Annotated in this window: 30 protein-coding genes; 6 read left to right on the forward strand and 24 right to left on the reverse strand. The window is 46.2% G+C overall.

The genetic code is table 11. The features are described 5' to 3' along the window. Positions 1-5 precede the first annotated feature (5 nt). The 4 genes from Q0882_RS05475 to Q0882_RS05490 form a co-directional block, all read right to left on the reverse strand. Positions 6-638: a hypothetical protein gene (locus Q0882_RS05475; protein WP_299178895.1), complete on the reverse strand. Its 633-nt coding sequence runs from the start codon at positions 636-638 to the stop codon at positions 6-8. 17 nt (positions 639-655) lie between these two features. Then, positions 656-1,933: an ATP-binding protein gene (locus Q0882_RS05480; RefSeq protein ID WP_299178896.1), complete on the reverse strand. Its 1,278-nt coding sequence runs from the start codon at positions 1,931-1,933 to the stop codon at positions 656-658. A gap of 75 nt (positions 1,934-2,008) precedes the next feature. Then, positions 2,009-2,668, reverse strand: a complete 660-nt coding sequence (locus Q0882_RS05485; protein ID WP_299178898.1) for a response regulator transcription factor — start codon at positions 2,666-2,668, stop codon at positions 2,009-2,011. Between the two features lie 2 nt (positions 2,669-2,670). Then, on the reverse strand, positions 2,671-2,982 hold the full coding sequence (locus Q0882_RS05490; RefSeq protein WP_299178900.1) for a PepSY domain-containing protein: 312 nt from the start codon (positions 2,980-2,982) through the stop codon (positions 2,671-2,673). Positions 2,983-3,324: 342 nt separating this feature from the next. Here Q0882_RS05490 and Q0882_RS05495 point away from each other — a divergent pair, with 342 nt between their 5' ends. Continuing rightward, positions 3,325-3,711, forward strand: a complete 387-nt coding sequence (locus Q0882_RS05495; RefSeq protein ID WP_299178902.1) for a hypothetical protein — start codon at positions 3,325-3,327, stop codon at positions 3,709-3,711. Positions 3,712-3,827: 116 nt separating this feature from the next. Here Q0882_RS05495 and Q0882_RS05500 read toward each other — a convergent pair whose 3' ends face one another. Then, positions 3,828-5,348, reverse strand: coding sequence for an aldehyde dehydrogenase family protein (locus tag Q0882_RS05500; protein WP_299178904.1), 1,521 nt, complete (start codon positions 5,346-5,348; stop codon positions 3,828-3,830). A gap of 347 nt (positions 5,349-5,695) precedes the next feature. On the opposite strand from Q0882_RS05500, the gene Q0882_RS05505 reads away from it, so the two are divergent. Together Q0882_RS05505 and Q0882_RS05510 are read left to right on the forward strand one after the other, a co-directional pair. After that, on the forward strand, positions 5,696-6,490 hold the full coding sequence (locus tag Q0882_RS05505) for an FRG domain-containing protein (protein ID WP_299178906.1): 795 nt from the start codon (positions 5,696-5,698) through the stop codon (positions 6,488-6,490). A 74-nt stretch (positions 6,491-6,564) separates the two neighbouring features. Beyond that, positions 6,565-7,224, forward strand: a complete 660-nt coding sequence (locus Q0882_RS05510; RefSeq protein WP_299178908.1) for a putative 2OG-Fe(II) oxygenase — start codon at positions 6,565-6,567, stop codon at positions 7,222-7,224. Between the two features lie 24 nt (positions 7,225-7,248). On the opposite strand, the gene Q0882_RS05515 is transcribed toward Q0882_RS05510, so the two are convergent. The 3 genes from Q0882_RS05515 to Q0882_RS05525 all read right to left on the reverse strand — a co-directional run bounded on the left by Q0882_RS05515 (position 7,249) and on the right by Q0882_RS05525 (position 9,377). Beyond that, on the reverse strand, positions 7,249-8,424 hold the full coding sequence (locus Q0882_RS05515; RefSeq protein ID WP_299178910.1) for an MFS transporter: 1,176 nt from the start codon (positions 8,422-8,424) through the stop codon (positions 7,249-7,251). 210 nt (positions 8,425-8,634) lie between these two features. Beyond that, on the reverse strand, positions 8,635-8,865 hold the full coding sequence (locus Q0882_RS05520; RefSeq protein ID WP_299178912.1) for a hypothetical protein: 231 nt from the start codon (positions 8,863-8,865) through the stop codon (positions 8,635-8,637). Positions 8,866-9,089: 224 nt separating this feature from the next. Continuing rightward, positions 9,090-9,377, reverse strand: coding sequence for a hypothetical protein (locus tag Q0882_RS05525; RefSeq protein ID WP_299178914.1), 288 nt, complete (start codon positions 9,375-9,377; stop codon positions 9,090-9,092). A 555-nt stretch (positions 9,378-9,932) separates the two neighbouring features. On the opposite strand from Q0882_RS05525, the gene Q0882_RS05530 reads away from it, so the two are divergent. Next, positions 9,933-11,444: a DEAD/DEAH box helicase gene (locus tag Q0882_RS05530; RefSeq protein WP_299178916.1), complete on the forward strand. Its 1,512-nt coding sequence runs from the start codon at positions 9,933-9,935 to the stop codon at positions 11,442-11,444. A 110-nt stretch (positions 11,445-11,554) separates the two neighbouring features. Here the strand turns inward: Q0882_RS05530 and Q0882_RS05535 are convergent, their stop codons facing one another. The 10 genes from Q0882_RS05535 to Q0882_RS05580 all read right to left on the reverse strand — a co-directional run bounded on the left by Q0882_RS05535 (position 11,555) and on the right by Q0882_RS05580 (position 17,513). Further along, entirely contained in the window at positions 11,555-12,031 is a 477-nt protein-coding gene (locus tag Q0882_RS05535) for a GNAT family N-acetyltransferase (RefSeq protein ID WP_299178917.1), read from the reverse strand. 80 nt (positions 12,032-12,111) lie between these two features. Continuing rightward, entirely contained in the window at positions 12,112-12,330 is a 219-nt protein-coding gene (locus Q0882_RS05540; protein WP_299178919.1) for an SMR family transporter, read from the reverse strand. 57 nt (positions 12,331-12,387) lie between these two features. Beyond that, positions 12,388-12,651 (reverse strand): Txe/YoeB family addiction module toxin, encoded by a 264-nt coding sequence (locus tag Q0882_RS05545; RefSeq protein WP_299178921.1) that lies wholly within the window; start codon positions 12,649-12,651, stop codon positions 12,388-12,390. Beyond that, positions 12,644-12,898, reverse strand: coding sequence for a type II toxin-antitoxin system Phd/YefM family antitoxin (locus Q0882_RS05550; protein ID WP_299178923.1), 255 nt, complete (start codon positions 12,896-12,898; stop codon positions 12,644-12,646). Before Q0882_RS05550 ends, Q0882_RS05545 begins: the two co-directional genes overlap by 8 nt. Before the next feature lie 165 nt (positions 12,899-13,063). Next, positions 13,064-13,351 carry a hypothetical protein gene (locus Q0882_RS05555; RefSeq protein ID WP_299178925.1) on the reverse strand — a complete coding sequence of 96 codons (288 nt, stop codon included), beginning with the start codon at positions 13,349-13,351 and terminating at the stop codon, positions 13,064-13,066. 133 nt (positions 13,352-13,484) lie between these two features. Further along, the gene (locus tag Q0882_RS05560) at positions 13,485-14,261 is read right to left on the reverse strand and encodes a hypothetical protein (protein WP_299178927.1); all 777 of its coding nucleotides are present in this window, start codon (positions 14,259-14,261) and stop codon (positions 13,485-13,487) included. A gap of 115 nt (positions 14,262-14,376) precedes the next feature. Continuing rightward, entirely contained in the window at positions 14,377-14,970 is a 594-nt protein-coding gene (locus tag Q0882_RS05565) for a hypothetical protein (protein ID WP_299178929.1), read from the reverse strand. Positions 14,971-15,027: 57 nt separating this feature from the next. Continuing rightward, positions 15,028-15,435, reverse strand: a complete 408-nt coding sequence (locus Q0882_RS05570; RefSeq protein ID WP_299178930.1) for a DUF805 domain-containing protein — start codon at positions 15,433-15,435, stop codon at positions 15,028-15,030. Positions 15,436-15,526: 91 nt separating this feature from the next. Next, positions 15,527-16,453 carry a HEPN domain-containing protein gene (locus Q0882_RS05575; protein WP_299178931.1) on the reverse strand — a complete coding sequence of 309 codons (927 nt, stop codon included), beginning with the start codon at positions 16,451-16,453 and terminating at the stop codon, positions 15,527-15,529. A 1-nt stretch (position 16,454) separates the two neighbouring features. After that, complete coding sequence (locus Q0882_RS05580) at positions 16,455-17,513, reverse strand: DUF262 domain-containing protein (RefSeq protein WP_299178933.1); 1,059 nt, start codon at positions 17,511-17,513, stop codon at positions 16,455-16,457. Positions 17,514-17,784: 271 nt separating this feature from the next. On the opposite strand from Q0882_RS05580, the gene Q0882_RS05585 reads away from it, so the two are divergent. Next, positions 17,785-18,348 carry a site-specific integrase gene (locus Q0882_RS05585; RefSeq protein WP_299178935.1) on the forward strand — a complete coding sequence of 188 codons (564 nt, stop codon included), beginning with the start codon at positions 17,785-17,787 and terminating at the stop codon, positions 18,346-18,348. 28 nt (positions 18,349-18,376) lie between these two features. Here the strand turns inward: Q0882_RS05585 and Q0882_RS05590 are convergent, their stop codons facing one another. Continuing rightward, entirely contained in the window at positions 18,377-20,128 is a 1,752-nt protein-coding gene (locus Q0882_RS05590) for a PQQ-dependent methanol/ethanol family dehydrogenase (protein WP_299178937.1), read from the reverse strand. A 333-nt stretch (positions 20,129-20,461) separates the two neighbouring features. On the opposite strand from Q0882_RS05590, the gene Q0882_RS05595 reads away from it, so the two are divergent. Continuing rightward, on the forward strand, positions 20,462-21,001 hold the full coding sequence (locus Q0882_RS05595; protein ID WP_299178939.1) for a cytochrome b: 540 nt from the start codon (positions 20,462-20,464) through the stop codon (positions 20,999-21,001). A gap of 32 nt (positions 21,002-21,033) precedes the next feature. On the opposite strand, the gene Q0882_RS05600 is transcribed toward Q0882_RS05595, so the two are convergent. The 5 genes from Q0882_RS05600 to Q0882_RS05620 form a co-directional block, all read right to left on the reverse strand. Beyond that, on the reverse strand, positions 21,034-21,960 hold the full coding sequence (locus Q0882_RS05600; RefSeq protein ID WP_299178941.1) for a quinoprotein relay system zinc metallohydrolase 1: 927 nt from the start codon (positions 21,958-21,960) through the stop codon (positions 21,034-21,036). A gap of 8 nt (positions 21,961-21,968) precedes the next feature. Further along, positions 21,969-22,724 carry a quinoprotein dehydrogenase-associated SoxYZ-like carrier gene (locus Q0882_RS05605; protein WP_299178943.1) on the reverse strand — a complete coding sequence of 252 codons (756 nt, stop codon included), beginning with the start codon at positions 22,722-22,724 and terminating at the stop codon, positions 21,969-21,971. A 46-nt stretch (positions 22,725-22,770) separates the two neighbouring features. Further along, positions 22,771-23,694, reverse strand: a complete 924-nt coding sequence (locus Q0882_RS05610; protein ID WP_299178945.1) for an ABC transporter substrate-binding protein — start codon at positions 23,692-23,694, stop codon at positions 22,771-22,773. Beyond that, the gene (pedF, locus tag Q0882_RS05615) at positions 23,687-24,130 is read right to left on the reverse strand and encodes a cytochrome c-550 PedF (RefSeq protein ID WP_299178947.1); all 444 of its coding nucleotides are present in this window, start codon (positions 24,128-24,130) and stop codon (positions 23,687-23,689) included. Before pedF ends, Q0882_RS05610 begins: the two co-directional genes overlap by 8 nt. A gap of 399 nt (positions 24,131-24,529) precedes the next feature. Next, positions 24,530-24,940 (reverse strand): hypothetical protein, encoded by a 411-nt coding sequence (locus tag Q0882_RS05620; protein WP_299178949.1) that lies wholly within the window; start codon positions 24,938-24,940, stop codon positions 24,530-24,532. Positions 24,941-25,067 lie beyond the last annotated feature (127 nt).

Raw genomic sequence — 25,067 nt, forward strand, 5'->3', positions numbered from 1 at the left:
TCACCTCAATTATCGTTTCTAAGTTTATAGACAGTTCGCGCGATACGCTTAGCGGTCACTTTTTCAGGAGGGAGTAATTGAACCAGTTTGATACGCTTCGTCTTACCTTTAGAATCTACGAGTTTACGATCAACCACCAGCTCCAAAGTCGGTGAATATTTAATCCGCAGCTGCTCTTTCCGGTGAGGGTATATATCTTTCTTAAGGGTAAAACGAGCACAGTCATAGTTGTGCGTTTTGTATTTTTTAGACCCTAATTTAAAACTACCTTGGCCATCATAAGAGCACCTCCAGTATTTTTTACTTGTAGTCCCCTTGGAGGTTTTAACCAGCTCATACGTAACCGATGCTTCGTCCCCTATTGGCTTGATTCTATGAGGAATACCAAACACAAGTTCTTGCAGGTAACCATCGCCTATGTCGGGAAATTTCTGGTATTGAAGGACAGGCCAATGAGGGTACTTCGCTTCTTTGTATTGTCTTTTTCTTTGATCTTCCCAGAGGGCCCAGTCCTCATTATTCTGCAATAACTTTTTCACTGTGCCATCTGAATAAATGGCTACTGAGCCAATCTGAGTACTTGCTTGTCCAACCTGCGTTAGCATTAAAAGTAAAGATGTCGTAAGCAGCCTGATCATGGTGTTGTTCCCCTTGGCTATTCAACTAAATTATTTTGTACAGAAACATCGACCCTCAAACCTCCAAGGTCACTGTTACTGAAGCTGATTGTTCCGTTATAACTATCGACGATCGCCTGACAGATCGATAAACCCAAGCCATCACCCGGACGTGTATTCTGCTCATCAATACGCGTCCCTCTTTGGTTTATTTCATTAAAAAATTGAGCTGGCACACCCGGCCCATTATCATCAATACGGATCGAAAACTGTTCACCCACCGATCTGATACTCAATTGCACCTGATTGCTGGCGTATTTCCAGGCGTTATCCAAAAGGTTACCTATCAACTCAAGCGTGTCATCCCTATCAAAAGGCAACTGTTCGAGTTCTGAGTCATAGGTGAACGTAATTTTCTTGTTGTAAATTCGAGTCAACAAGTCCTCTAAAACAGGGAGCTCTTCAGCAACATTAAATAAGTTACCGGGCATTGGATTTCCAGAGATACGCGCGCGTTTCAGCTCTGCATCAATCTGCCCCTTTAATTGCCTTATAACCTTATTCAAAGTCTCTTTCTGTTTAGGATCATTAAGGTCGGATGCAACAATCTGAAGCTCCTGCAAAGGCCTTTTAAGCTCATGTGCAAGATTCCCAACAGACATCCTTGAACGAGCGACCTGACGAGAGGATCTGTCCACCAATAAATCAATAGAATTAACTAAGGTCGCAATCTCTTCAGGAACCTCATCAGGGAAGTTTAACTCCCCGGAAACCCGATTCTCTTTTATCGCTTTTTTGACAGGTTCAAGTAGGGCAAACCCTTTGTTTAATACCCTTCTTTGCCAGAGAATAAACACACAGGTAAACAGCAGAAGAGCAGCTGCAAGAAAGTACTCATAAGATTTCTGTTTTTGATCAATATCGGAGATATCTTCTGCAATCCATAAACTGAAGACTTCGCCTTGTTTTATAAAGGGTTGATGATGAACGACCCAGAACTCCCCATCAATCCAGAAATACAGGTAATCCTCTGTATCACCCGGGATAAAATTCACAGGGTCAACGTGCATATCCCACAGTGATCTGGAACGAATCTCACCCCCATTCCACTGTAAGATAAAATAGTGTCCAGACTTAGCTCTCCGGTATACCCCTGGTAAGGCTTCAGCGTCCACTTTCCAACCCTCATCGGATTGGGCGACCGCGGATACCAGGCTTAGGGCATCATGTTGTAAGCGCTCTACGACAATTTCATCTATCAGTAGGTGAATACTTTTGTGAATAATGAACATCAATACGAGAAGTAAAGGCAACATCAAGATAATCAGTCTGTACCTGATTCTTTTTTCTAATGAGAAATTTATCTTCTCTGATGCTCTGTTTCTCATATCTTAATCCTTAAGGCGGTATCCCTGGCCGCGTAGAGTTTTAATAAACTCTTTACCAAAACGCTGGCGCAACCGATTGATATAAACCTCAATAACATTACTGTCACGAAGCTGTTCCTCTTCGTAAACGTGCTCACTCAATTGAGTTTTAGATATCACTTTCCCAGGGTTAAGCATCAAGTATCTAAGTAATTTAAATTCAACACCTGTCAGGTCATGTTGGTTTTCTGATGAATCCAAAGCTGACTGACTATCCTGGTTCAACCGAACACCCGCATGCTGCAATTCAGGGGACGATTGACCATACTTACGCCGAATCAAGGCTTCCAAACGCGCAATAAGCTCTTCAACATGATAGGGCTTACCTAAATAATCATCAGCTCCAGCTTTAAGCCCATCCACCCTTTCCTGCCAGGTATCCCGAGCAGTCAGTACTAAAACAGGCGTGTCATTTTTTGCTTCTCTCATATCCTGCAGGAGATCCAGCCCTGATCTCTTAGGTAGTCCTAAATCAAGAACGATCGCGTCAAACTCCTCTTCCCTAATTCTGAATGCTCCATCAAGACCATCCATAGCTACCTCAACCGCATAACCAGCCTTGCTTAAAACTGGCTTCAAGCTATTAACCTGAACTAAATCATCTTCCACCAAGAGTAAACGCATAATTATTCTTCGAACTCTTCTCTGACCAGTTGACCTGTAGACGCATTTATTTCTAGCTCTATGACAAGGTTTTCTTCCTGAAGAATCTCAAATTCATAGATCAGAGTTCCGTCATCTTCACGCTCAAGCTCTATATCGAGTAAACGAGAATCTGATAAAACCGGGTATAAACTTATGATATCTGACAGGGGTAAGACTTGACCGGTATCCACCAGCGCTAGCGCATCATCCGCCCCTAAGCTTTCCGCCTGACTGTTAGTTATCAGCAGTGATAAGAATATAAATGGGTAAATCGACGCCTTATGGATTCTCATCGTTAATTCATTCACAACATATTGATAGTGATGGATACATTGTAGATAAGCTAACTTAAATCAAGCTTAAAACGTTCATACTTATCGAAAATATTTGGGGAGGGGTCGATTGAGTATCAGTTCCGCTGCTAGCAGATAGCCGTGTTTCTATTATCCCAACCGTATGAATAGCTAACTGATTATTTGGGTAATCACCGATTCCAACAAGATAACTTGGTTAGCAATTTAATCTGAGCCTGATTCCATTCTGAACTAACCTGCCACAGGTGACTCCAACCGATATACATACCTACGCTGCCATCCTGGCAACGGCCCGCTCCGGAAGCCAATGGAGATTTTGTTATGAAATCTTTGATTATATTAACTGCTGCGACTCTACTCTCAGCCTGTATCTCATCACCCCGCATGCTCCCCAGTGACAGCTATCTGGTGGATACCCAAAGGGGGCTGATGTGTCATGTGGGAAAATGTTATTACATCGATCTGATACACCCCTCCTACAATGAATTAAGAATCGCCAAAGCCTACCGTCTGGATACCAGAGTCTATTCATGGGGAGCCGATGAACTGGCCGCCCTGATGTTAAAACCGCCACATCAGCAATATACCGTCACCCAGCTATCTGAAACCGAGTTCAGTCTACCGATCACCTATGAGACTCAGACTGCTTTCTATGTGCTTGAAGAGGAGTACAACCAGCTGTACAAAGGCGGAAAAGCAAGACATTGATCACCGTGAGGCATAAAAAAGCGGCCCATAAAGGGCCGCAAGAAACGCAAGAAGCTAATGAATAGCTTAAGTGAGAACCTACCTGTTTCGAAGGCGGGTTCTCCGGTTGGCCTTCCTTAGAAGAAGCCCAGAGGATTAGCGCTGTAGCTAACCAGCATGTTTTTAGTCTGCTGGTAATGCTCAAGCATCATCTTGTGAGTTTCACGACCTACGCCTGATTTCTTGTAACCACCGAATGCAGCGTGTGCAGGGTACAGGTGGTAGCAGTTCATCCATACACGACCGGCCTGAATACCACGACCCATACGGTAAGCGATGTTAGTGTCACGGGACCATACGCCAGCACCCAGACCAAACTCAGTGTCGTTTGCGATAGCCAGAGCTTCCGCTTCATCTTTAAAGGTTGTGACAGAAACAACTGGGCCGAAGATCTCTTCCTGGAAGACACGCATGTCGTTGGTGCCTTTGATCAGCGTAGGCTTGATGTAGTAACCAGAACCGAATTCGCCTTCCAGCTGCTCAACGCCGCCACCCATAAGGATCTCAGCACCCTCTTCACGACCGATGTCCATGTATCCCAGAATCTTATCGAACTGTTCCTGAGAAGCCTGAGCACCCACCATGGTTTCAGTATCCAGCGGGTTACCACGCTTGATCTGACCTGCACGCTCGATCACTTTCGCGATGAACTCATCAGCAATATCTTCCTGAACCAGAAGACGTGAAGGACAAGTACATACTTCACCCTGGTTGAAGTAAGCCAGAACCGCACCTTCAATCGCTTTGCTTACAAACTCATCTTCCTGATCCATTACATCTTTGAAGTAGATGTTTGGAGACTTACCACCCAGTTCAGTAGTAGATGGGATGATGTTCTCAGCCGCACACTTCATGATGTGAGAACCAACCGGCGTAGAACCTGTGAACGCGATCTTAGCGATACGTGTGCTGCTTGCCAGAGCCTGGCCTGCTTCCGCACCGAAACCGTTTACTACGTTCAGAACACCTGCAGGCAGCAGGTCACCGATGCACTCCATCAGAACCAGAATAGAAACAGGCGTCTGCTCAGCTGGCTTCAGTACGATACTGTTACCTGCAGCCAGAGCTGGCGCGATTTTCCATGCAGCCATCAGCAGTGGGAAATTCCATGGGATGATCTGACCCACAACACCCAGTGGCTCATGGAAATGGTAAGCAACGGTTGTCTCATCGATCTCACCGATTGTACCTTCCTGTGCACGGATACAACCCGCGAAATAACGGAAGTGATCCGCCATCAATGGTACGTCTGCTGCCAGTGTTTCACGGACAGCCTTACCGTTGTCCCACGTCTCGGCTACTGCCAGACGCTCAAGATTTTCTTCTATACGGTCTGCAACTTTAAGCAAGAGGTTAGAACGCTCAGCTACAGACGTTTTGCCCCATGCTTCCTGCGCTGCGTGAGCAGCATCCAGAGCCGCTTCAATATCTTCAGCTGAAGAGCGTGGGATTTCACAAACTGCTTCACCCGTTACCGGGGTGCTATTCGTAAAGTACTGACCGTTGATTGGTGCAATCCACTCACCATTAATAAAGTTGCCATAACGTTCTTTGAAAGAAACTACAGAACCTTCTGTACCTGGCTTAGCGTAAATCATCTTCTAAGTGCCTCTTGTTTTTATCTACTGTCGGTAAAGGTCTGACAGTACTGTTATCTTTACAGATTCATATTAGCTAGCGATCCTGAAACTCAGGTATCATCCCTTGGCATCGAAAAATTACTTATTTGGTAGTACATAGGGCGGCCCCCGTATTACATAACTAATTGCCACCACTGAATTTAACGCTTAGATCCAAACCCTATCCCATTGAATAAAAAAGGGTTTATTCATATTAAACAGCCGCAACTGTCATTAATGGCATATCTAATAATCCTCTCATTCACTATAGTGTTGGGTAAGCAAACTAAATCACTAAGTATTGAATATAGAAGTGGATAGTCGTCATGACAAAGTTGTATGAAGTATCGAGCTGGCAGGAGTTTCTCTCACTGGTCGAATCTGAGCATCTTCGTGGCTGGGCATTCCGAGGACAGCGTGACGCTGAGTGGTGTCTAGAAAGCTCGCTGAGCCGAAGACTGAAACAGTTTGTCCCGGCGGAAGATTGGGCCGACCGTGAAGATAGAGCTATCCGCGTATTTAAACGCAAAGCCCACTATTTCCTGAACGATACCACTTCGCTGAAAGATGATTTCCGCTGTCTCGCACTGATGCAGCACCACGGCGCCCCAACCCGGCTATTAGATTTCACTAAATCCCCCTATGTTGCCAGTTATTTTGCGCTGCAATCCTGCACCACCCCTGCCGCAGTTTATGCGGTGAACACGCCAGCACTCTGGCATGAAGCGACACCACCGGGCCTGCCAGAACTGACCCGTGATGCGATCGACCCCCGAACCTCCGACAGTTTACGAAAGTTCTATCTCTCCAATGATTATCCGGTTGTCTGGCCGGGAGAGCCCTGGTCGATGGATCGGCGTATCGTTGCTCAGGCGGGCACTTTTATGCTTCCGGGGAAAGTTGATGTCTCGGTTGAAGATCTGCTCAATAACTACGAATACGATCAGCCGTTACTCGCCAAGATCGTGCTGAGCCCCGAGATCCGTCAGGAGGCGATGGATGCTCTCTATCGAATGAACATCAGTAGCGCAACGCTGTTCCCTGATCTGGATGGCCTTGCCCGCTCCATCTCCTATGAGCTAGAGGTAAGTTGGGTGGGCTCCTCCGGGTCTCATCGATAACTGAACTCACGCATAGATTCGTGGCATAACAGTGTTAAAATGTGCCTCTTTTAACATCTCTGCGGTAATAATCTATGTATTCTGAAGCCCCCATGATTGAGCCTATAAACGCGTGGGGTTCCCCCCTCTTTGTTGCCGCAAATCCAGATCACGAGTTTCTCAAACAGGATCTGTTGGATTACATCTACAACTACCAGCAACAGCAGGAACAGGCAGTTGCCAGTGAGGTTGCTGTCACAGCAAAGCATCAGCTATTTGAAAGTAAACTGTGCTTTCTGGAAGCGGAAAACCCTACCATTATGGAGCTTCGCAGGATGCTGGAGGAGCTGATCTCAGCGGTGGCAACTGAGGTGAATGCACCCTACTGGCCTGAAGGTGCAGAGGGTGATGCAACGATCATCGAATCCTGGTTCCATGTGACCAGGAACGGTGGCTATCACGATGTTCATTCACATCCGAACTGCTCCTGGTGTGGTATCTATTATCTGGATCCGGGTGAGTGTGAACTGGGATCACGCAATGGGGTAAACCGCTTTTATGATCCGCGAATCAACGCGGATCACTATGGCGATCCCGGTACCGCCTATCTTGGTGAACAGGGGTTCTGGGACTTTGAACCCGTCGAGGGTCAGATTGTGATTTTCCCCTCCTATCTCAAGCACTCAGCCCTGCCCTATTTCGGGGATAAAGACCGGGTCATTGTCGCCTTTAACAGTGTTATTGATCTCTGCTAAAAATGTGAATTTGGGACGGGCGTGTTAATCTTCACGCCCGCTCTCTTTGAGTTTAAAGCAGAGGTAGGCTGCGCTGAGTATACCCAGCAACCCGGCTAATTGAGCCGCTGCTGCCAGACTGACCAACTTGATCGCAGAACCGATCACAAACGGGCCTGCCGTCGATCCCATATCGGTCATCAGACGCCACACCCCGATAAAACCACCCCGGTTACGCTCAGGCGCAAGATCAGCGCCAATCGTCATAATCACACCCGCAGAAAAGCCATTCCCCAGCCCCAACACAACCGCAATTACCACCAAGGTGTAAAACCCCTCTGCCAGCGGCAGCAACATCAGGCCTGCACCTAAAGCAAACAGACTGGTGATCAGAATCGGTTTGCGCCCTACTCGGTCCATCAAACTCCCTGCCGGATAGAACAGCAATGTATCTACCACCGCCCCACAAGAGATCGCCAGACCGATACTGGACTCATCCAGCGCCAACGCCGCCCCTGCCAGTGGTAAAAGGAGTGCACGGGAAGATCGCACCAGCATCAGAGCAACAGCACCGACACCCGCCGTTGCAAACACACCCCGGTGCTCAATCATCACCTCTTTGATCTTTTTGAAGCTGTGGCCGTCATCACTCTTATGCTCAGGAATATGGTTTTCCACCCAGCCCAATACAAACCCCGCAACCAGAACCGTACTCACAGCAAAAACCGCCAAGGTGACACTGTAACCCTGCCAGGCGATCAACAGGCCTGCCAATAAGGGGCCGAGAACACTGCCAAACCGGATAATCCCGGCAGAGAGAGCCATCACCCGGCCCCGTTCCGAAGGCAGTGCAGCCAGCCCCACATAGGAGACACGCCCAACCAGCCAACACCCATGTGCAAACCCTAAAAGTCCGGCTGAGAACATCAGAACAAGCGGATCAGGGATCATCGCCATCAACAACATAGCGATAAAAAACAGCATGGCAGCCACCAGCATCATCCGCTTATCGCCGATCTTCTCGATCAACAGACCTGCGGGAACATCTGCAACCATCATCCCCAGACCACGCAGAGCAACCACCGCAGCAGCCTCAGTCATCGAGCCACCCAGATGCAATATATACAGTGGCAGCACCACAAGCAGGCCCTGCTGCACAATCGCAATGACGATAGAGGGACAAAAAACAGGGAGGAAAAACTTAGAGAGAATGGTGCGCATGCAATGAGAGCTTCCGAAACTAATTAATATATTAATTTTAACCGATTAGGGAAGTTATTAAGAGCGTTTGCGGATGCTGAATATGAAATAAGCTCAATCGTGGCAGGTAGAGCACCAGCTGCAGGCGTTTAGAATCACAATCTTTGATCGAGGAAGGTATGAGATAACCCTTCCTCTCAAAGGAGCTTGAATGACTGTTTGATGAATAGGTCAGTCATCATCCTGCATCGGAATTAAATACTGACCCGACGCGAGACCGGATAAGCGCACAGCAATGCTTGCCCCCTCTGCGTCAGATAAGACAATTGATTCATTGTCAGGTTGAAAATAGTACTCATCTTTAGCGCCATCATACTTTATCTTACCGAGTATCTGGCCTTCACCACTGATGCAATCCAGTTCTTGCTGGATTGGGCAGAACAACACCATCTGAAACCTCATTTAAAACGTATCTTACGCAGGATGATAATCGCAGATAATGCTTGGCTCAACGCTCAAGTCGATAAGCGCACTTTCTGAGAGCAACAGCAAACATTCTATCGAGGCAGTAATGACAGAACTGAAATACCCGTAATGCTTGTACCCGACGACAGCCCAAAGGCGCGCCTTTGAGCTGTTAGGGTGTAAACCCTGGTAAATTGATCGCTTCTGAAATGGGCCGTGGGCTACTTAGGCTCGTAGACCTCCATAACCGTAACTTCAGGCGGTGCCGTCAACAACCCTTGTAGCGTAGGCATAACTTTCTCACGGATCGATTGCCCACCGGCTTCTGCGGTCTCTCTGGATTGCCAAACTGAAAACGCACCATAGGTGGTTCCCTCATCCGACATCACATAGGTCGCGCTCACAAAACCAGGTAAGGTCACTGAATGACGATAGATATCATCTGCCACCTTTTCGATCGCCGGACGGTTTTCTGCAGTAGAGTGAAAGGTAAAATAACGTGCAAACATATATCCTCCCCGATTTATCCGCTTTGCTTACTGTTGCTCATTAACCTGGCTCTAACGGCCAGGTCATCCGCACAGAATGTTTTGATCTGTAAAAAGCACTGTTCTTAGCGTAGCCCCCTCCGGCATAAAGCACCCAAAACCGTCCCATATCGGTACAACTTTTAGGATATATATAACCTTAAGTGAGTTATTAAAAACCTGGGCAACATCTCAGCAGCGTATCGAGCCGACGCTGCATTCACTCAGCAATTGATAGCAGTGATTCCCAGCTTTCAGCTGCGCTGTGCTGCAATCAGTGGTAGTATTCGCACCTGCACAAGAACCCTGATACAAAATTCAAACCGCTTTAATGTAAGGCAGCACCTATTTCAGGAATCTGTGTAAGAAACTAAGCGTGAAACTGGAATCAATTGATTCGCTCTACTGACATCCTCTCCTACCAAGAAGATATCTGCATAATACTGACCACAGTCAGTCACTTTGTCCCCGTGTAAAAGTTTGAAGCGGGCTGAGCATAAATCACACAACGCCTGTCATACCACAAGAGAAATATTAATGAAGTTTGCTGATCTGGGCCTATCTAAGTCGATCCTGAAAGCTGTTTCGGAAAAGGGTTACACCACCCCTTCCCCTATTCAGGCACAGGCTATTCCACCCATTATTCAGGGTGAAGACCTCATGGCTGCGGCTCAGACAGGTACCGGAAAAACAGCAGGCTTTACACTGCCTATACTGCAACGTCTCGCTCAGGGAAAAGCCGCAAAACCGGGTCAGGTCAGGGCTTTGATTCTAACACCGACCCGTGAACTGGCCGCTCAGGTTGCAGAGAGTGTAGAGACTTACTCGAAACACCTATCCTTGCGTTCAACCGTGGTATTTGGCGGTGTCAAAATCAACCCTCAGATTAAGAACCTGAGAGAGGGTGTCGATATTCTGGTCGCAACACCCGGTCGATTGCTCGATCTCTTCAATCAGGGCGCGGTTAAATTCCCTGAACTGGAAGTACTGGTGTTAGATGAAGCCGACCGGATGCTTGATATGGGCTTCATTCATGACATCAAAAAAATTATCGCCATCCTGCCGAAGCAGCGTCAAAACCTACTGTTTTCCGCAACCTTCTCTAACGAGATTAGAAAACTAGCGCAGGGTCTGGTTAACAACCCTGTTGAGATTTCGGTCACACCGGTGAACTCGACTGCGACAACCGTGAAGCAGTGGATCTGTCCGGTAGATAAAAAACAGAAATCTCCGCTACTGATTGAGCTGATACGTCAAAACGACTGGCATCAGGTACTGGTCTTTTCCCGCACGAAACATGGCGCTAACCGACTGGCCCGCCAACTCGAATCAGCCAAAATATCGGCCGCAGCGATCCATGGCAACAAAAGCCAAGGCGCACGCACCCGGGCCTTAGCTGATTTTAAAAGCGGTACGGTTAGAGTGCTGGTAGCCACCGATATCGCAGCGCGTGGTCTGGATATCGACCAACTACCACAGGTTGTCAATTTTGATCTGCCCAACGTCGCAGAAGATTATGTTCACCGTATCGGCAGAACCGGACGCGCAGGCGCAACCGGGCAGGCAGTGTCACTGGTTTCTGCCGACGAATTCGATCAGCTGGCAGACATAGAGCGGCTGATAAACAGCATACTGGAACGCGAAATCGTAGATGGCTTTGAACCGGTACACGACCTACCCGAATCAAGCCTGAGTAAGAAGCCCCAGCGCAAGAAAAAACCGGCTAACAAAAAGCCTGCACCCAGAAGAGATAAAGCGGCTAAAGGCCATCAGGATGGGCAGCGCTCAGGTGAAAATGCCCGTGGTCATAAGCCACAAGGTAAAAACAGATCACACCGTGCAAACTCATCATCCAGTGGCAGCAGCACTGATGCGAATCGCACATCAAAGCCGAAAAGAGCTAAACGTAAAAACCCGTCAACCACTGCTGGCCAAGCCCCTGCAAAAACAGGTGCACAGAAACAATCCGGCACTCAATCAGGCAATAGATCAGCTACACAGAAGCCAGTACGCCGTACCCGAAAAAGGCCGACAGCCCATAATCAATAAACACAGATCGGCCCTGCTTTAAGGGCCGTATCTATTTCGACTTTGACGCCTTAAAAGAAATTTGAGATGAAGCAGTCTCGCCTGCTTGCGAGCGTCTGTACCGCGCCTTGTTAAACTGCATTACGACCTACTTTCATATGAATGAGCACAACACGGTTGCCGTTGTGATCAATCCGCTCTTCCAGATCGTAAGGCCGGAAACCGAGCTTCTTATACAAAACCAAACCACCAATATTTTGATTGAAGCATGAGACGGTGACCTCTTGTGCCTGGTGCTTATCAAACGCCAGCCTTGTCATATAGTTGATGAGATAACTAGCGACACCGGCACCTCTTACACTCGACGCAACAACGACATTCCCAATAGAACACCGCTCCGGCCCCCAACGATAGAAGTTAGCAAAAGCTACGACTCGACCATTAAGCTCTACTACAGTTGAATCGGACCGCTCCGCTATTGCTTTGCTGACATTTTCAGCTGTCAGGGGAAAAGAAGCTCTAGGAAAACAGTAAAACAGCTCTTCAGCACTTTCCGGTAACAGACAGATCCTGGGAAGATCCGATTCTCTTACTTGACGACTCTGCACCATGCTCTCCATTGCAGTTTAATGCCGCACTCAGCTGAAACAAGTGAGCGCGTGCGTGTAGTTAACGATAAACCAACTTGTTATGTGGTACTCGTCGTCGATGAAACCAATTTCAGGCCCACGATTCCTGACACAATGAGCAGCAAACAAATTAACCTCAAGATGTCTCGTGATTCGCCTAGTAAAAGCATGCCCAGTATCGAGACACCTACCGCACCAATTCCCGTCCAGATTGCGTAAGCAGTGCCTACAGGAATCGTTTTCATGGCGATCGATAAAAGCCAGAAGCTAATGGCCATAGCAGCCGCGCAGTATGCATCGGATGGCTTTTCTTGTTAGCTGCCTAGCCGCACGATTTAGTAATGGTAACGACACGAAATGATCGTGATAGCCCTTTCATCTACGGCGTAAACGAGCCTATTACTATCGTCAATCCGCCTAGACCAAAAAAAAGATAAATTCTCCTTAAGAGATTCTGGCTTGCCAATACCATCAAATGGCGAACGCTTTACGTCCGTAATGAGCTTATTGATACGCTTAAGTGTCTTTTTATCCTGAGTTTGCCAGTAGAGGTAGTCACTCCATGACTCGTCAGTCCAGCTCAGTAAGCGACTACCCATCAATTAGATCTCGAGGAGTAGCTTTGCCCGCATTGTATTGAGCTATTGAGCGGTTTAAGTGCTCCGCATTTGCAGGAGAACGTAACAAGTGGACTGTTTCCATTAGGCTGTTGTAATAGTCCAGCGACATAACAACAGCATCTTCAGTATCTCGGCGTGTGATCACTGTTGTATCTGCGTCATTAATCACACCATCTAGGACAGCCTTAAGCCCATTGCGTGCTTCTGTAAAAGAGACAATTTTCATAAGACAAACCCCACATGTACAATTAATAAGACAAGTATAAAAGGCTGATACAAATTGTACAACTAAGCAGACAACTAAAACAAAGGCAGCTAACGCCCGCAATAACGGGACGGAGCCGCACCGCGGCGGAGTTCCAAGTCCGAAGGGCTAAAGTTGATTGCCTTGTTAGGAGGTTGACTGAACATCTTTCACCTCTGGGTGTTTGAATACATACAGTGCTCTCACCAAATATGGGCTGATAGCGATGGTTATTAACACGGTGTTATCAAGCCATGAGGGTGCGCCTTTGGGTACAAGCCATGCTGCTGGGAACGCCAGTAAAAATGGGGCGAGAAATGCGAATGCCGCATAGGTTAATTTCGTGCCAAAGCCAGACCTATTTCGGTATAGCAATATCATTACCGCTGTGATCAGTCCGAATACGCTGACGAACAGCATCAGAAAAATTGGCACTCCGGCTCCAGCTACCCCACCGACCACGAAATCCTCCTAACGCCTCAAACACCGGCTTGGTGAAGTTGGCGGCTTTTTTGGAACAAAAAAGGTGACAGCTTTACCAAGTCCGAGTGCTTTGACTTGTTAAGCCTTATTTTATATTTGTGCTGAAACCCATTAATTTCCAGCCTAGCCCCTCATATATGTATTTTTGCTCAAAGTGAACTTGATTAGGCTCTGTTGGATAATGTCCGGCAATAACTAGCACGCCATTTTCATCAATGCTTGGTTTGACTTTAAATTGAGGGCTGTAATTAGACAAAACTGTTAGATCTACGCCTATATCGTAGAAACCACCAAATGCTTCATTAAATTTCTCGATAGTGAATTGCTGTTGCCATAAATTAGAGACATGTGAATGGAACTTAGCCATGCTTTTTTCATTAACAGATTCAGCAAATATCTGCATCGATTTTGAAACAAGCTGAACCTGCTCTTGTTCGGATGGCATTGCAATCGGAGACGATTCTTCTTGTATGCCAGAAGATGGTTTTTGAATTGAATAGATTTTCCAGCCATTTTCACCCTTCACAAAGCTCAAGGTAATTGGAACTACGCCTCCAGATTCGGTAGTTATAGAACCGATTAAACTGCCACGACCACCATTAATTGAACGGGACTCCCAGCTCGCTTCTTTGAATTTGTGAATAAGGTTTTTTTCAAGGTACGATTCTAAATCAGATTGGCTAGTGCTGGCTTGAAAGTCCTCAGATAAATACGTATACGCTTTATTCATCTCCTTATTCTTTACGGCAGCAAAGAACTCATCAGCTGATGTGACCATATCCGCTGTAAAGTAGAAAATAGCAACAATAGCTAAGACGAATACCCCAACTATACCCAACAGGATTTTTACAAGTTTGTTCATTTTTACTCCTCTGTTTAATGATTAGTGGCTTAACGCCTTGCTCAGCGGAAAAATGCGAGCGTGAGCGAGTAATTTTTCCGATGCAGCAACTTGTTAGCTGAAAATTACGCTACCATTATTCCTGTAGCCAATATTTATAGTCATCAGTATAAAATTTATAGTCTTTCCCAAGCCTACTTTTTATTACTATTTCTTTACCATCAATAACATCTATATGCTTAACAGCTGGTCTGACAACTATATAATTCAATGAAAGATCCTGTGCATATTCCTTTAATTCAGATAAGACAACTAGGGCCTCTTCATCGATAAGTTTCAATTTTTCTTCGGCTGCCTCTAAAGTAACAGATGAATTGGATATGTACTTTGAGTCATAGTGAATAAAAAGCGCCTCTTTTTTATTGAATTTTTTAGCAAGCTTGCTCTCAATAGGATAAAAGAAAAAACAGTTGCTTTGCATGACACCAGCCAATGCGTCTTTAGGTTTAATCCTTTTTATTTCTGAACGATAATCTTTTGGAGAAACAATATCTCGTATTAATATTTTGCGTACATCTCTATTCGATGATTTGATGTACTCAGAAAACACATAGTCTTTAGTAAGTACCTTTGCATATCTTCCACAATTATCTGCTAATTTGTCATTATCATCTGAAGCAAACAAACTGTTTGACAAAAACATGAGGGTGAAAAGTAAGATTTTATTCATATTTCCTAAGCTAACGCTCAAAGCAGCCGCGCAGCATGCGTCGGATGGCTTTCTTTGTTAGAGGGAAAGTTGGAACCATAAAATGCAACTTGTAACAGTAATTAATGGAAAAATGGCAAAGAACCAAAGTAAAGGACTGTTTTCAGGGTTAGGGGTGCCGTACTTATTTTCCGCTTTGTCCCCTGGGACACTACCTAAAATCAAATAAACTAAGGGTTGCCCTGGGGTTAGGTAGGAGATTGACCAGAAACCATTAGCTCCAACGTCGTGATAACGCTGAACTGCAAATTTACATCCAATAATTAAACCTAGCCCACCAAATACTAGGGAAATATTTGTATGATCTCCGCTTGGAAATAGAGTGGTAATGCTTAAAACTACCAATATTAGAAAGCCAAATACAATATTCGTGTAAGCAAGAAAACGTACTCTGTTGAGCCTTCCAAAACCTAATAACAATTCCATGTTTATTTATTCCTCTAACGCCGCGCTCTGCGGCAAATTTGGAGCGGAGCGGAAAATTTGTCCGACAGCAGCGCCTTGTTATATGGTGTCATCACAGGCACTCCCATCCGCTTACTAATCCTGCCTCATCAAATTCGACGAGCAATTCCTTCGATGATAGAGCTCTACGCCTAGCTTCTCTCGATAGAGAATCGAAATCATTTGAAGTCCTAAATGCGCGAACACTACTTCCCCTATACTCTTTCCATTTATTATCAACAAATTTAATAGTTCTGAATTCTATATCGTTGGCTCTAAGCTTTACGCCATTCCTAACAAAGTCGTCATCATTCTCTAGTAGCTTATGAATTGCTTTTGAGAGCAAAGCGTCAAATGTTATCGCTATAGCGAACGCCTCTTTCACAAATTGCTTAATATCTGTCGGTGGTGTATCTGCTCCGGCAACATGTGCCGCTTTGTGTCTTCTCAACGAGGCACTCTTGAATATCTCAGCCAACGATAACGTTGCAGTCAACCCTAGATCAGATGAAATTTTTGACATTTGACGCCACGGGTCTTCAACATTAAAAGATTTCAGAATATCTCCTATTACGGTATTGCTTATATTGGCTTGAGAATGAGCAAATGTATGACTAGACAATTCATAGTTTGGAGTTGCTGTGGACGAAATTTTAAGAGCATGATCTTGAATATATGAAGGCTTATCGTCTTTATCCATTAGGCCCAACTGGTAATTCAATGCTGAAAGCACCTCGTATGTTGCTGCTCTTTGCAATTTCTCTGGCAACTCGACAAATGCGATGGTACATCTGCTGACTTCTTCCATGGCTTCTGAAGATCGTTTTTTAATAAAATCCTCTAACGATGCAAAGCTCACTACTGCTAGTCCGTTTCTGAGCATTCTCGCAATTGAGTTATGCTCTCTCTCAGTTAATGCTCTGTTCTGAACAGCATCCGTTTCAATTGAAGAATCAAGACACCTGATACGCTCAATAAAGTCTGTCTTTGCTGAAGGCATGTCAAACCTCAACAGTTTCAAGCATATCTTTTAGCTTTGATACTCGATTTCTAATGGCTAGTGTGTCACCTGTAGCTTGTGTCACAGCTTTATGAAACTCAGGATCATTTTCATATAAATCTCTGGTTGCAGATAGGATGGCATCTTGCGCTCCGTCCAGCTCCTGAATCCTAGCCGGATCTATAAGAGAAACGGCTACCATTTGGGCATCAAAAAGAGGGGCGATAAGTTGTTCTCTCCAGCCATTATTCAATGGTTTTTGAAAAGAAAAATCTCCCCATAGCTTCTGGCAGCCTTCTATCGAGTATTGAAAAAGCTCCCGCAGCTCATTGACTTTTTTATCCTGATATTCAGCCATAAAGTCATCCATTGCCACAGATATTTTTTTACCAAAGTTCTCCCATCGACTATGAATTGTAAAAAACCTTAAAACTAGTTCCAGGTCATCCATGCTTCTATATGCAGCTGACTTATTTGAAGTTATCTTTAACTTCGATTTTAAAAATTCATTTTCAGATAGCTCAAAAAGCAAGTCATTTAATGGGCCTGCGAACGCAACATTTCTAATCTCTTGAGCTTTCAACTTCTCCCCACCAGTATTTAGCCTCAAGAAAACTTCATATTTCAATTCTGGATCAGATTGTTTGAGTAGCGTTATTACACGCATGAATGGCCTAATAGAAAGTGCTCTCTTTAATTGAGCAGGCAGCTGCTCAAATGTAAAACCGTTTAGCTCGGGAACTTCTTTCAAATCCTTTAATTTGAATCTTCCAGATAGAAATTCGTAAATGGCTGTTATCCTTTGCTTTCCATCGATAACCGTATATGTGCCATATTCATCTTCGGAGAGATAAACAGGTGGAACGGGTATATTTAGAAGAAAGGACTCAATTAATGCTGACTGTTTCTCGATATGCCAACGATCTCTTCTTTGATAATGCGGGGTTATATCTATTGACTCAAACCTAACCATCTCCGCTATTGCCGAAAGTGAGAAATCAGATTGTTGAGTAACGAGGCTTTCCTGTGCTCTGGCAAATTTATCTAGTATTTCTTTCATTTCATATCCAAGTTTTCAATCTGACTTGTTGGTGTCAACTTAAACCATATAACAGCTAAATATACGTCAGAGTGTCGTGTTTAATTACGACAACTTGAGGTATATCTTCTTGAATTAAAATCAGGGATCGCTTGTATCTATTTGATCTGAATGAGCTTTCCCTGCCCGAGGCTTTCTCCTCCATGGAGAAAAGTACAATAGTGTCCGTATATCCTTGCACATGCATCCACCAGATGAAATACTGTATATAAAAACAGCATAAGGATATGCTATGACTTCCCCTTTTATACAATCGCTAAGGGACCATCTTAGGGCCCGTAACTATAGTAAACGTACAGAAAAGACGTACATTTACTGGATACTGGGTTATATCCGATTCCATAACCGCCAACATCCCAACAACCTGAATAAGCACCACATCGTTCAATACCTTGAGCATCTTGCGTTAACACAGAAGGTGACCCCATCCACGCAGAAAACAGCATTAAATGCCGTGATGTATCTGTATAAACGCTTTCTTAAATGGGATGAGAATACCCTCGATCTGGGGGATTTCAGTCGTGCTCAAACACCCAAAAAACTGCCCGTGGTGTTAACGCAAACAGAGATTCGATCTTTATTTTCCCATCTTCAGGGTGAACACCTCGCATGTGCGAAAATGATGTACGGCTCGGGTTTGGGATTCAGTGAAATATCGCGGTGGGACACCGCTCCTACAAACCGGAAGCACAAAGGGATGTTATACCTATTGATCTGGGTGATTCAGGACGGGGAAGCTGAAACAAAAAAGCCAGCACGAGGCTGGCTTTTTATGCTGGGACAGGCTGGACACTAACAGGTTAGTGCCCAGTCATAAGCATCGCTTATTTTGGTAGTTTGAATGTCCAAACAGTGCCACCCTGGTTCAGGTGTTTAACACGTTTAGCCACTTCACCACCCCATAGAGGTACTGCACCACCCCATCCGGATACTACAGATAGGTACTGCTCGCCGTTCTGCTCCCAAGTTACTGGAGAGCCAACGATACCGGAACCTGTGTTGAACTCATATTCAACTTTACCGGTCTTAGCGTTCAGGCCTTTCAGGTAACCCTCTGGTGTACCGAAGAATACCAGATTACCTTTTGTTGCCAGTACACCACCCCAAAGAGGTGCGTAGTTTTTGTAACGCCATACCTCTTTACCGGTTTTAGGATCCATCGCACGCAGAACACCGATGTACTCGTCGTTCATTGGTTTGATGGTAAAGCCTGCACCTAAGTACGCTGCACCTTTCTTGTATGCAGTTGGCTCATTCCAGATATCCATCGCCCATTCGTTTGAAGGAACGTAGAACAGCTCAGTATCCTGGCTGTATGCGATTGGCATCCAGTTTTTACCACCCAGGAAGGATGGGATCGCCAGAACGGACTTACCTTTCTTGCCATCTTTGGAGTTAGCTGGGTTGCCCGGACGGTTTGCATCATCATAGATTGGACGACCGGTCTTAGGATCAAGTCCTTTAGCCCAGGTGATCTTGTCTACAAATGGGAAACCACGGATGAAGTCACCGTTCTCACGGTTCAGGACATACATGAAGCCGTTACGGTCAGCCGTTGCTGCTGCTTTAACTGTTTTGCCGTTAGCTTTGTAGTCGAAGGAAACCAGCTCGTTTACACCATCGTAATCCCAACCATCGTGTGGCGTAGTCTGGAAGTGCCATACGATTTTGCCGGTATCAGGATCGATCGCCAGACGTGAAGAGGAGAACAGGTTATCACCAGGACGCAGGTGAGAGTTCCATGGTGCAGGGTTACCTGTACCGAAGAACAGCAGGTCTACGTCAGGATCGTAGGTACCGCCCAACCATGTTGCAGCACCACCGGACTTCCATAGATCGCCAGGCCATGTTTTACCTGCCTGACCACCGGAGATTCCGTTTTCGGTTTTCTTGCCATCTTTCCAGATGTAACCCATGTGACCTTCAACGGTTGGACGAGTCCACGCCAGTTTACCGGTCTTCGCATCGTACGCTTCAACTTTACCTACGATACCGAATTCACCACCGGATACACCTGTGATCACTTTACCTTTCGCGATCAGAGGTGCCGCAGTGATAGAGTAACCTGCTTTGTAGTCTTCAACCTTCTTCTTCCAGACTACTTTACCGGTCTTAGCGTTTAGCGCGACCAGTTTAGCGTCCAGCGTACCGAAGATCACAAGATCATCATACAGGGCTACACCACGGTTGATTACGTCACAGCAAGGCATGATGCCATCAGGTAGACGTGCATTGTATTCCCACAGCTCTTCACCTGTATTAGTGTCGACTGCGAAAACACGAGAATAAGATGCTGTAACGTACATTACACCATCTTTAACAATTGGCTGTGATTCCTGACCACGCTGTTTTTCACCGCCGAAAGAGAACGCCCAGACAGGACGCATATCTTTAACAGTTTTCGTGTTGATTTTGTCCATTGGGCTGTAACGCTGGCCGCGAGGGCCCATACCATTCGTTACAACATCTTCTGGAGTCATCTGGTCGTTAATGATGTCTTTATCAGTAACACCAGCTTGTGCCGTGCCCGCAACAGTCATCGCTGCAACTAAGGCAGACAGTGCGAATGTTTTCATTGTACGCTCCTCTACGGATATTTTTATTGGCGTTCAGGAGAGAGCCGGGAAATTTTCCCGAATCATGTAGCAATTGTTTGGCTTTACCGTTTTTTCAACAATTAAACAGCGGAAGTAGTTTTCTCATCACTTGGTAGTAATACCAGAAAGCATCGACGCCACGGGGGCTACAGCGGTGTTTCTACACCTGTGCAGGTCATGATTTCAAACATCTGAAGAGGTCTGTGCAGTCTCTATTTTGTTTCTTTACACAGATTTACATAGCTTTACATACTAAGGTCTTATCTCACTGAAGGGTTTGCCGGATAATCAGGCAAAATTTACAGGGAGAGAATGATGCAACACTCAACACAGCTACCTAAACCGATGATCGGCCTTCACTGGATCATTGCGATCCTTATGATTGGCAGTCTTGCTTTCGGGATCTATCTGGAGGAGCTGCCCCGCTCTGCAGATAAAGGTGACCTGATCGGGTTACACAAATCTTTCGGGATTTTGGTTCTGCTCTTAGCAATTCTGCGTATATTCAACACACTACGCACCGGCTTCCCGCAGCCGCTTACCCCGCCTACCACCTGGCAAAGCCGTATCGCTTCGGGCACTCATATCATTCTGCTGGCAGGCACTGTGTTAATGCCTGTTTCTGGTGTAATGATGTCAGTCGGTGGTGGCTACCCTGTCGCATTCTTTGGCGTTGAACTGATCGCTAAAGGGGCTGAGATAGAGTGGCTAGGAGGACTGGGTCACATCGTTCATGGTGTAGGTGCAAACTTGATTATTGCGGCCATCGTTTTACATGTTGTCGGTGCTCTGAAACACAGCCTGATCGATAAAGATGGCACAATGAAAAGAATGCTGGGCCGATCTGTATAAAAAAATAAGGCGCTCAGATGAGCGCCTTCTCTTCAGAATACCGCCTCCTCATAGCGGGCGTAGATATGCGCCACGGTGCGCTCAAACTCCCGCTGGCTTAACGCAACAGTACGGTACTCCTCTTTGATTGGAATGCGGATCACCTCGGTCATACTCATACCCGACTCTGCAGCTGCCGACAGCGTTTCGTCCAGCCAGGCCAGATATCCCTCCATCTGCTCAAGCGCTTCCATCCCTTTGACCACCGGCCCATGCCCAGGAACCATCAGTTTGAAGTTGAAAGCCTTCATCTCTCTTATCTCCTCCAACCAGACTTTGAGGCCCGGTGTATGCGGTGTGGTTAACGCCCGCTGGTAGAAAACAATATCAGATGAGAACAGCACGCCGGTCTTCTTATCAAAAATCACCAGATCTGATCCGGTATGACCGCTGTATGCCATCAATTGCAGCTCATGACCGCCAAGTGCTAGCACCCCGGGTTCGACGGTTTCAGTCGGCAGTTTTACCTCTGTTGAGCGCATCCAATCCCCGATCATGCGGTACATATTCTCAGCAAATGCATCCCCATGCTGTGCTAACTGAACCTTGGTTTTGGGCAGTGACAGTATCGGCAGATCACTAAACGCCTGATTCCCCAGAAAGTGGTCAGGGTGATGATGGGTATTGAAGACATATCGGATCGGCTTATCTGTCACGGTAGCGATCACCTTACGCATAGCTCTGCCATACTTTAATGAGGGACCGGTATCGATAACGACCACTCCCTCATCCGTGACTATAAATCCCGTATTGACGATATTCCCGCCATTTTTGTTACTAAAATCCTCAAGTTTGCCTACCAGTACCCAGGTATCTTCTGCCACCTGCTCAGCCTGTAGTTTGTACTCAAGCGGCGCCGCAGTAGCTGTAAGCGACAGCACCGATATGATGGCTATCATGAAGCTGACTAAGTTCCTCATATCACCTCCTATAACGCCTGCTCAAATTCGTTACCACCGTTGTCACGCAACCAGACCGAGTGTTTTTGTGTGTTATCACGCACATCAAAGGTAATGACTGGGTTTTCGCTCACCGGCTGTGAGAGCTTTAAGCGTGCAAGATCATCTCCCTGATCTGATCGAACCACAACCTGCTCGATATAGAACTCAGGGATCGCATCTACTAAGCCCGTATCCATAGGATGGATCACTTTAAACTTATAGCGGCCGCCTTGCTCTCTGGGGAAGAACTTACTTTTCATCTCACCCAGATGGCTCTCCCAGTAGGGGTTACCCGCTGCAGCACTGGGGGTTGTACAGCCACCCCCGGCGGCATCAAGGTAACTGCCACCAACATGCCAAACACCCTCTTTGGTCAGTACTGCTGCACGAATTGCGGTGCCCTGCTGGACTTTTATCCGTAAAGAGACACGAGGAATAATCTGCGGGTGGGGGTAATAGGTAAAGATATGCTGGATCGGGTTGAGATCTGCCCAGGCGACAATGCGCTGAATATTCCCTTTCAGCGCTTCGGCATCCACGGTCACAGGCACCTGCGTCGGATCTTCTGCAAACTCAGGCAGATTAACTTTGATCCGATCATCAAATCTGTATGGGTCCTGTCCAATAAACTGCTGGCGCATATAGTCCCACAACGGGGACTCCAATGGATCAGGCTCTGCAGCCAGGGCCAGCGTGGGAACTGCTGCGCTTAAAAACAGAGCAGCTATTGTGCGTTTCATCATCTCATCCCTCTTATTTTTATTGTGACGGATCAGGTTACTGTGGCGTCTAAGGCTGCTTTGCAACCTCCTGATAGAGTGCCGGTAGCTCATAACGTAGGCCATAACGCTGATAGATCGCTTCCATCTCGCCGGAACGAACCATACCGTCAACAACCTCCTCTATGGCGTAACCCAACTGGCGATAGGTGTGTTTGATCGCCATACCGATATCCCATTTCTGCTTACCCATCATCGGATAGCCGTTTTCACCGAGCTTATATTTACTTTCACTCTGTTGAGAGACCAGCCAGTCAACCTCTGCACGCATCGCCATCACAGCATCCACTTTTCCGGATTGCATCCCGCTGAACGCTTCTCGCGCATTGCTAAAGTGATGGGTTTTATCACGCATACGACCACCAAAGGCCGAGGTCAGATAGAACGCAGGCAGGCTATCGATCTCTACACCGATCGGGTGATACTGGAACACAGCAACTGTGGAGACGTTATCCAGTTTGGTGCTGTCATAAACCACCTGCCAGCTTTCACGCTGATAGGGGCCAAACATCACAACCATTTCGTTGATCACCGCACCGGTTGAATCCTGCATGTAGCTGTATTCACGGTCATAGGGCACGCGCATCATCACATCTGCAAGGTTCTTAAGCGCCAGAGGCTGCTCTTCATTCTTATCGAGATAGTGCCCTTTCCAGACATTATTTCTCAGATCATCATCAAGATTTTCATCCGGTGTAATCCAATGAGGTTTAAAGGTTACACCCAACCCCTTGGCGATCCGCTTCCCTACTTCCACATCAACCCCGGTAGGCTGACCATTTTCGATATAGGAATACGGCGGGAAATCTCGATAAAAACCCACTTTGATATAACCACTGTCGATCACGTCATCGTAATAACGCGCTTGCGCCAGGCTGCTAAGCAGGCTGGCGCAAGTGAAGACTGCAGTGCTAATTACAGTGAATTTATTCATCGGTATAACGTGTTTCCAGGTATGCACGAATAGCCCAAAGCGCTTCCTGGCTCAGGTGCTCTGCCATTTTAGGCATGTAGACACGGCCATCACGAACCGCACCGTTCACTACACGATACTGATACCACTCATCACCTTCGATTCCCGGCTCAAGGTAACGAAGATCTGGCGCGATACCTCCAGAGATTGCATCAAGACCGTGGCAGCGTGCACAGTTCTGTGTGTACGCAGAGGTACCGATCTGTACGGCAAGTTCACGGTTCTCATACTCTTCGTTATATGGATTCTGTTCCAACCACTCTTCGCCAAGTGGTGTCAGACCAGCGACATCAACGTTCTGTGGAGTAACATCACCATGCGCCATGATCTGGCCGGAAAGGACAGCAGTAAACATACCTGCCGCAGTTAAACCCAATAGCTTTTTATTGATAGACATCTTAATTTCACCACTTAGTTTTTATACTTTTCGCCACCCGAGAAAACGCTCTAATAACAGATCGGGTTTTTCGCTCTTAACGAAACAGGTGCGAATCTCGTTTCTAAAGCGGAAGCCACACACCTCCGCAGTGATGTCTATATGATATTGCGAGGGCAAAATGGCTCAGAATTGTACTTTGGGTTTCAAAAACTACTCCCTTGGTAGGAATTGCCACCCTTGAGGGCACTTTAGGTGTAGAAACGGGCCTCAAAAACAGTACCTAGGGTGTAGATCACCTTAGATGCAAACTTGCCGATATCCACTTAACGGAGAGATTGGGGAAAATTGCAGGACACAAAGAAACGGTGCCCTGCTGATAAATATCAGGGAGATGAGATACCAAACCTAATGCATAACTTACGCAGGTCTGGCGATATGTCTGATAAATTTGGTAATACGAATATGATCAAGTTTAACGTTCAGATAACCGATCAAAGCAAAACTGGCAATCACCCCAGCCGCGTAATCAAAGTTTCCGGAGAAGAAAAGAAACGCAAGGGGAACTCCAATGACCATTCCTGTGAGAGTAGATTTGGCTGGGGAGTTGTAGTCACCCACTACGTAGGTTTTCCCATCGATCTCCTGCACAAACCCTGTAAACTCACCATTCCCAGGCCAATTCCCTTTCGCGTGGAGCTTAATCTTGCTCTCATACACTTCCCCTTTCAGATGGGGAAACTGTTTTTTAACTCCGTTAAAGACCAAAATCTGTTTGGCCTTCTCGACAATATCGCATTTAGAAACGCACGTTCTGTATCTGAAATTCATGACAACAAATCCATTTTTAAGTCATTACTGCTGGTTTAACGATCACGCATTAAACTACATCAGCGACAACTAATAAAGGGTTGCTGTAGCTACAAAAAGAGAGGTCTGAAACCACTCATTTATTAAA

Origin of the sequence: uncultured Neptuniibacter sp., from assembly GCF_947498015.1 — a bacterium.
Taxonomy (GTDB): domain Bacteria; phylum Pseudomonadota; class Gammaproteobacteria; order Pseudomonadales; family Balneatricaceae; genus Neptuniibacter.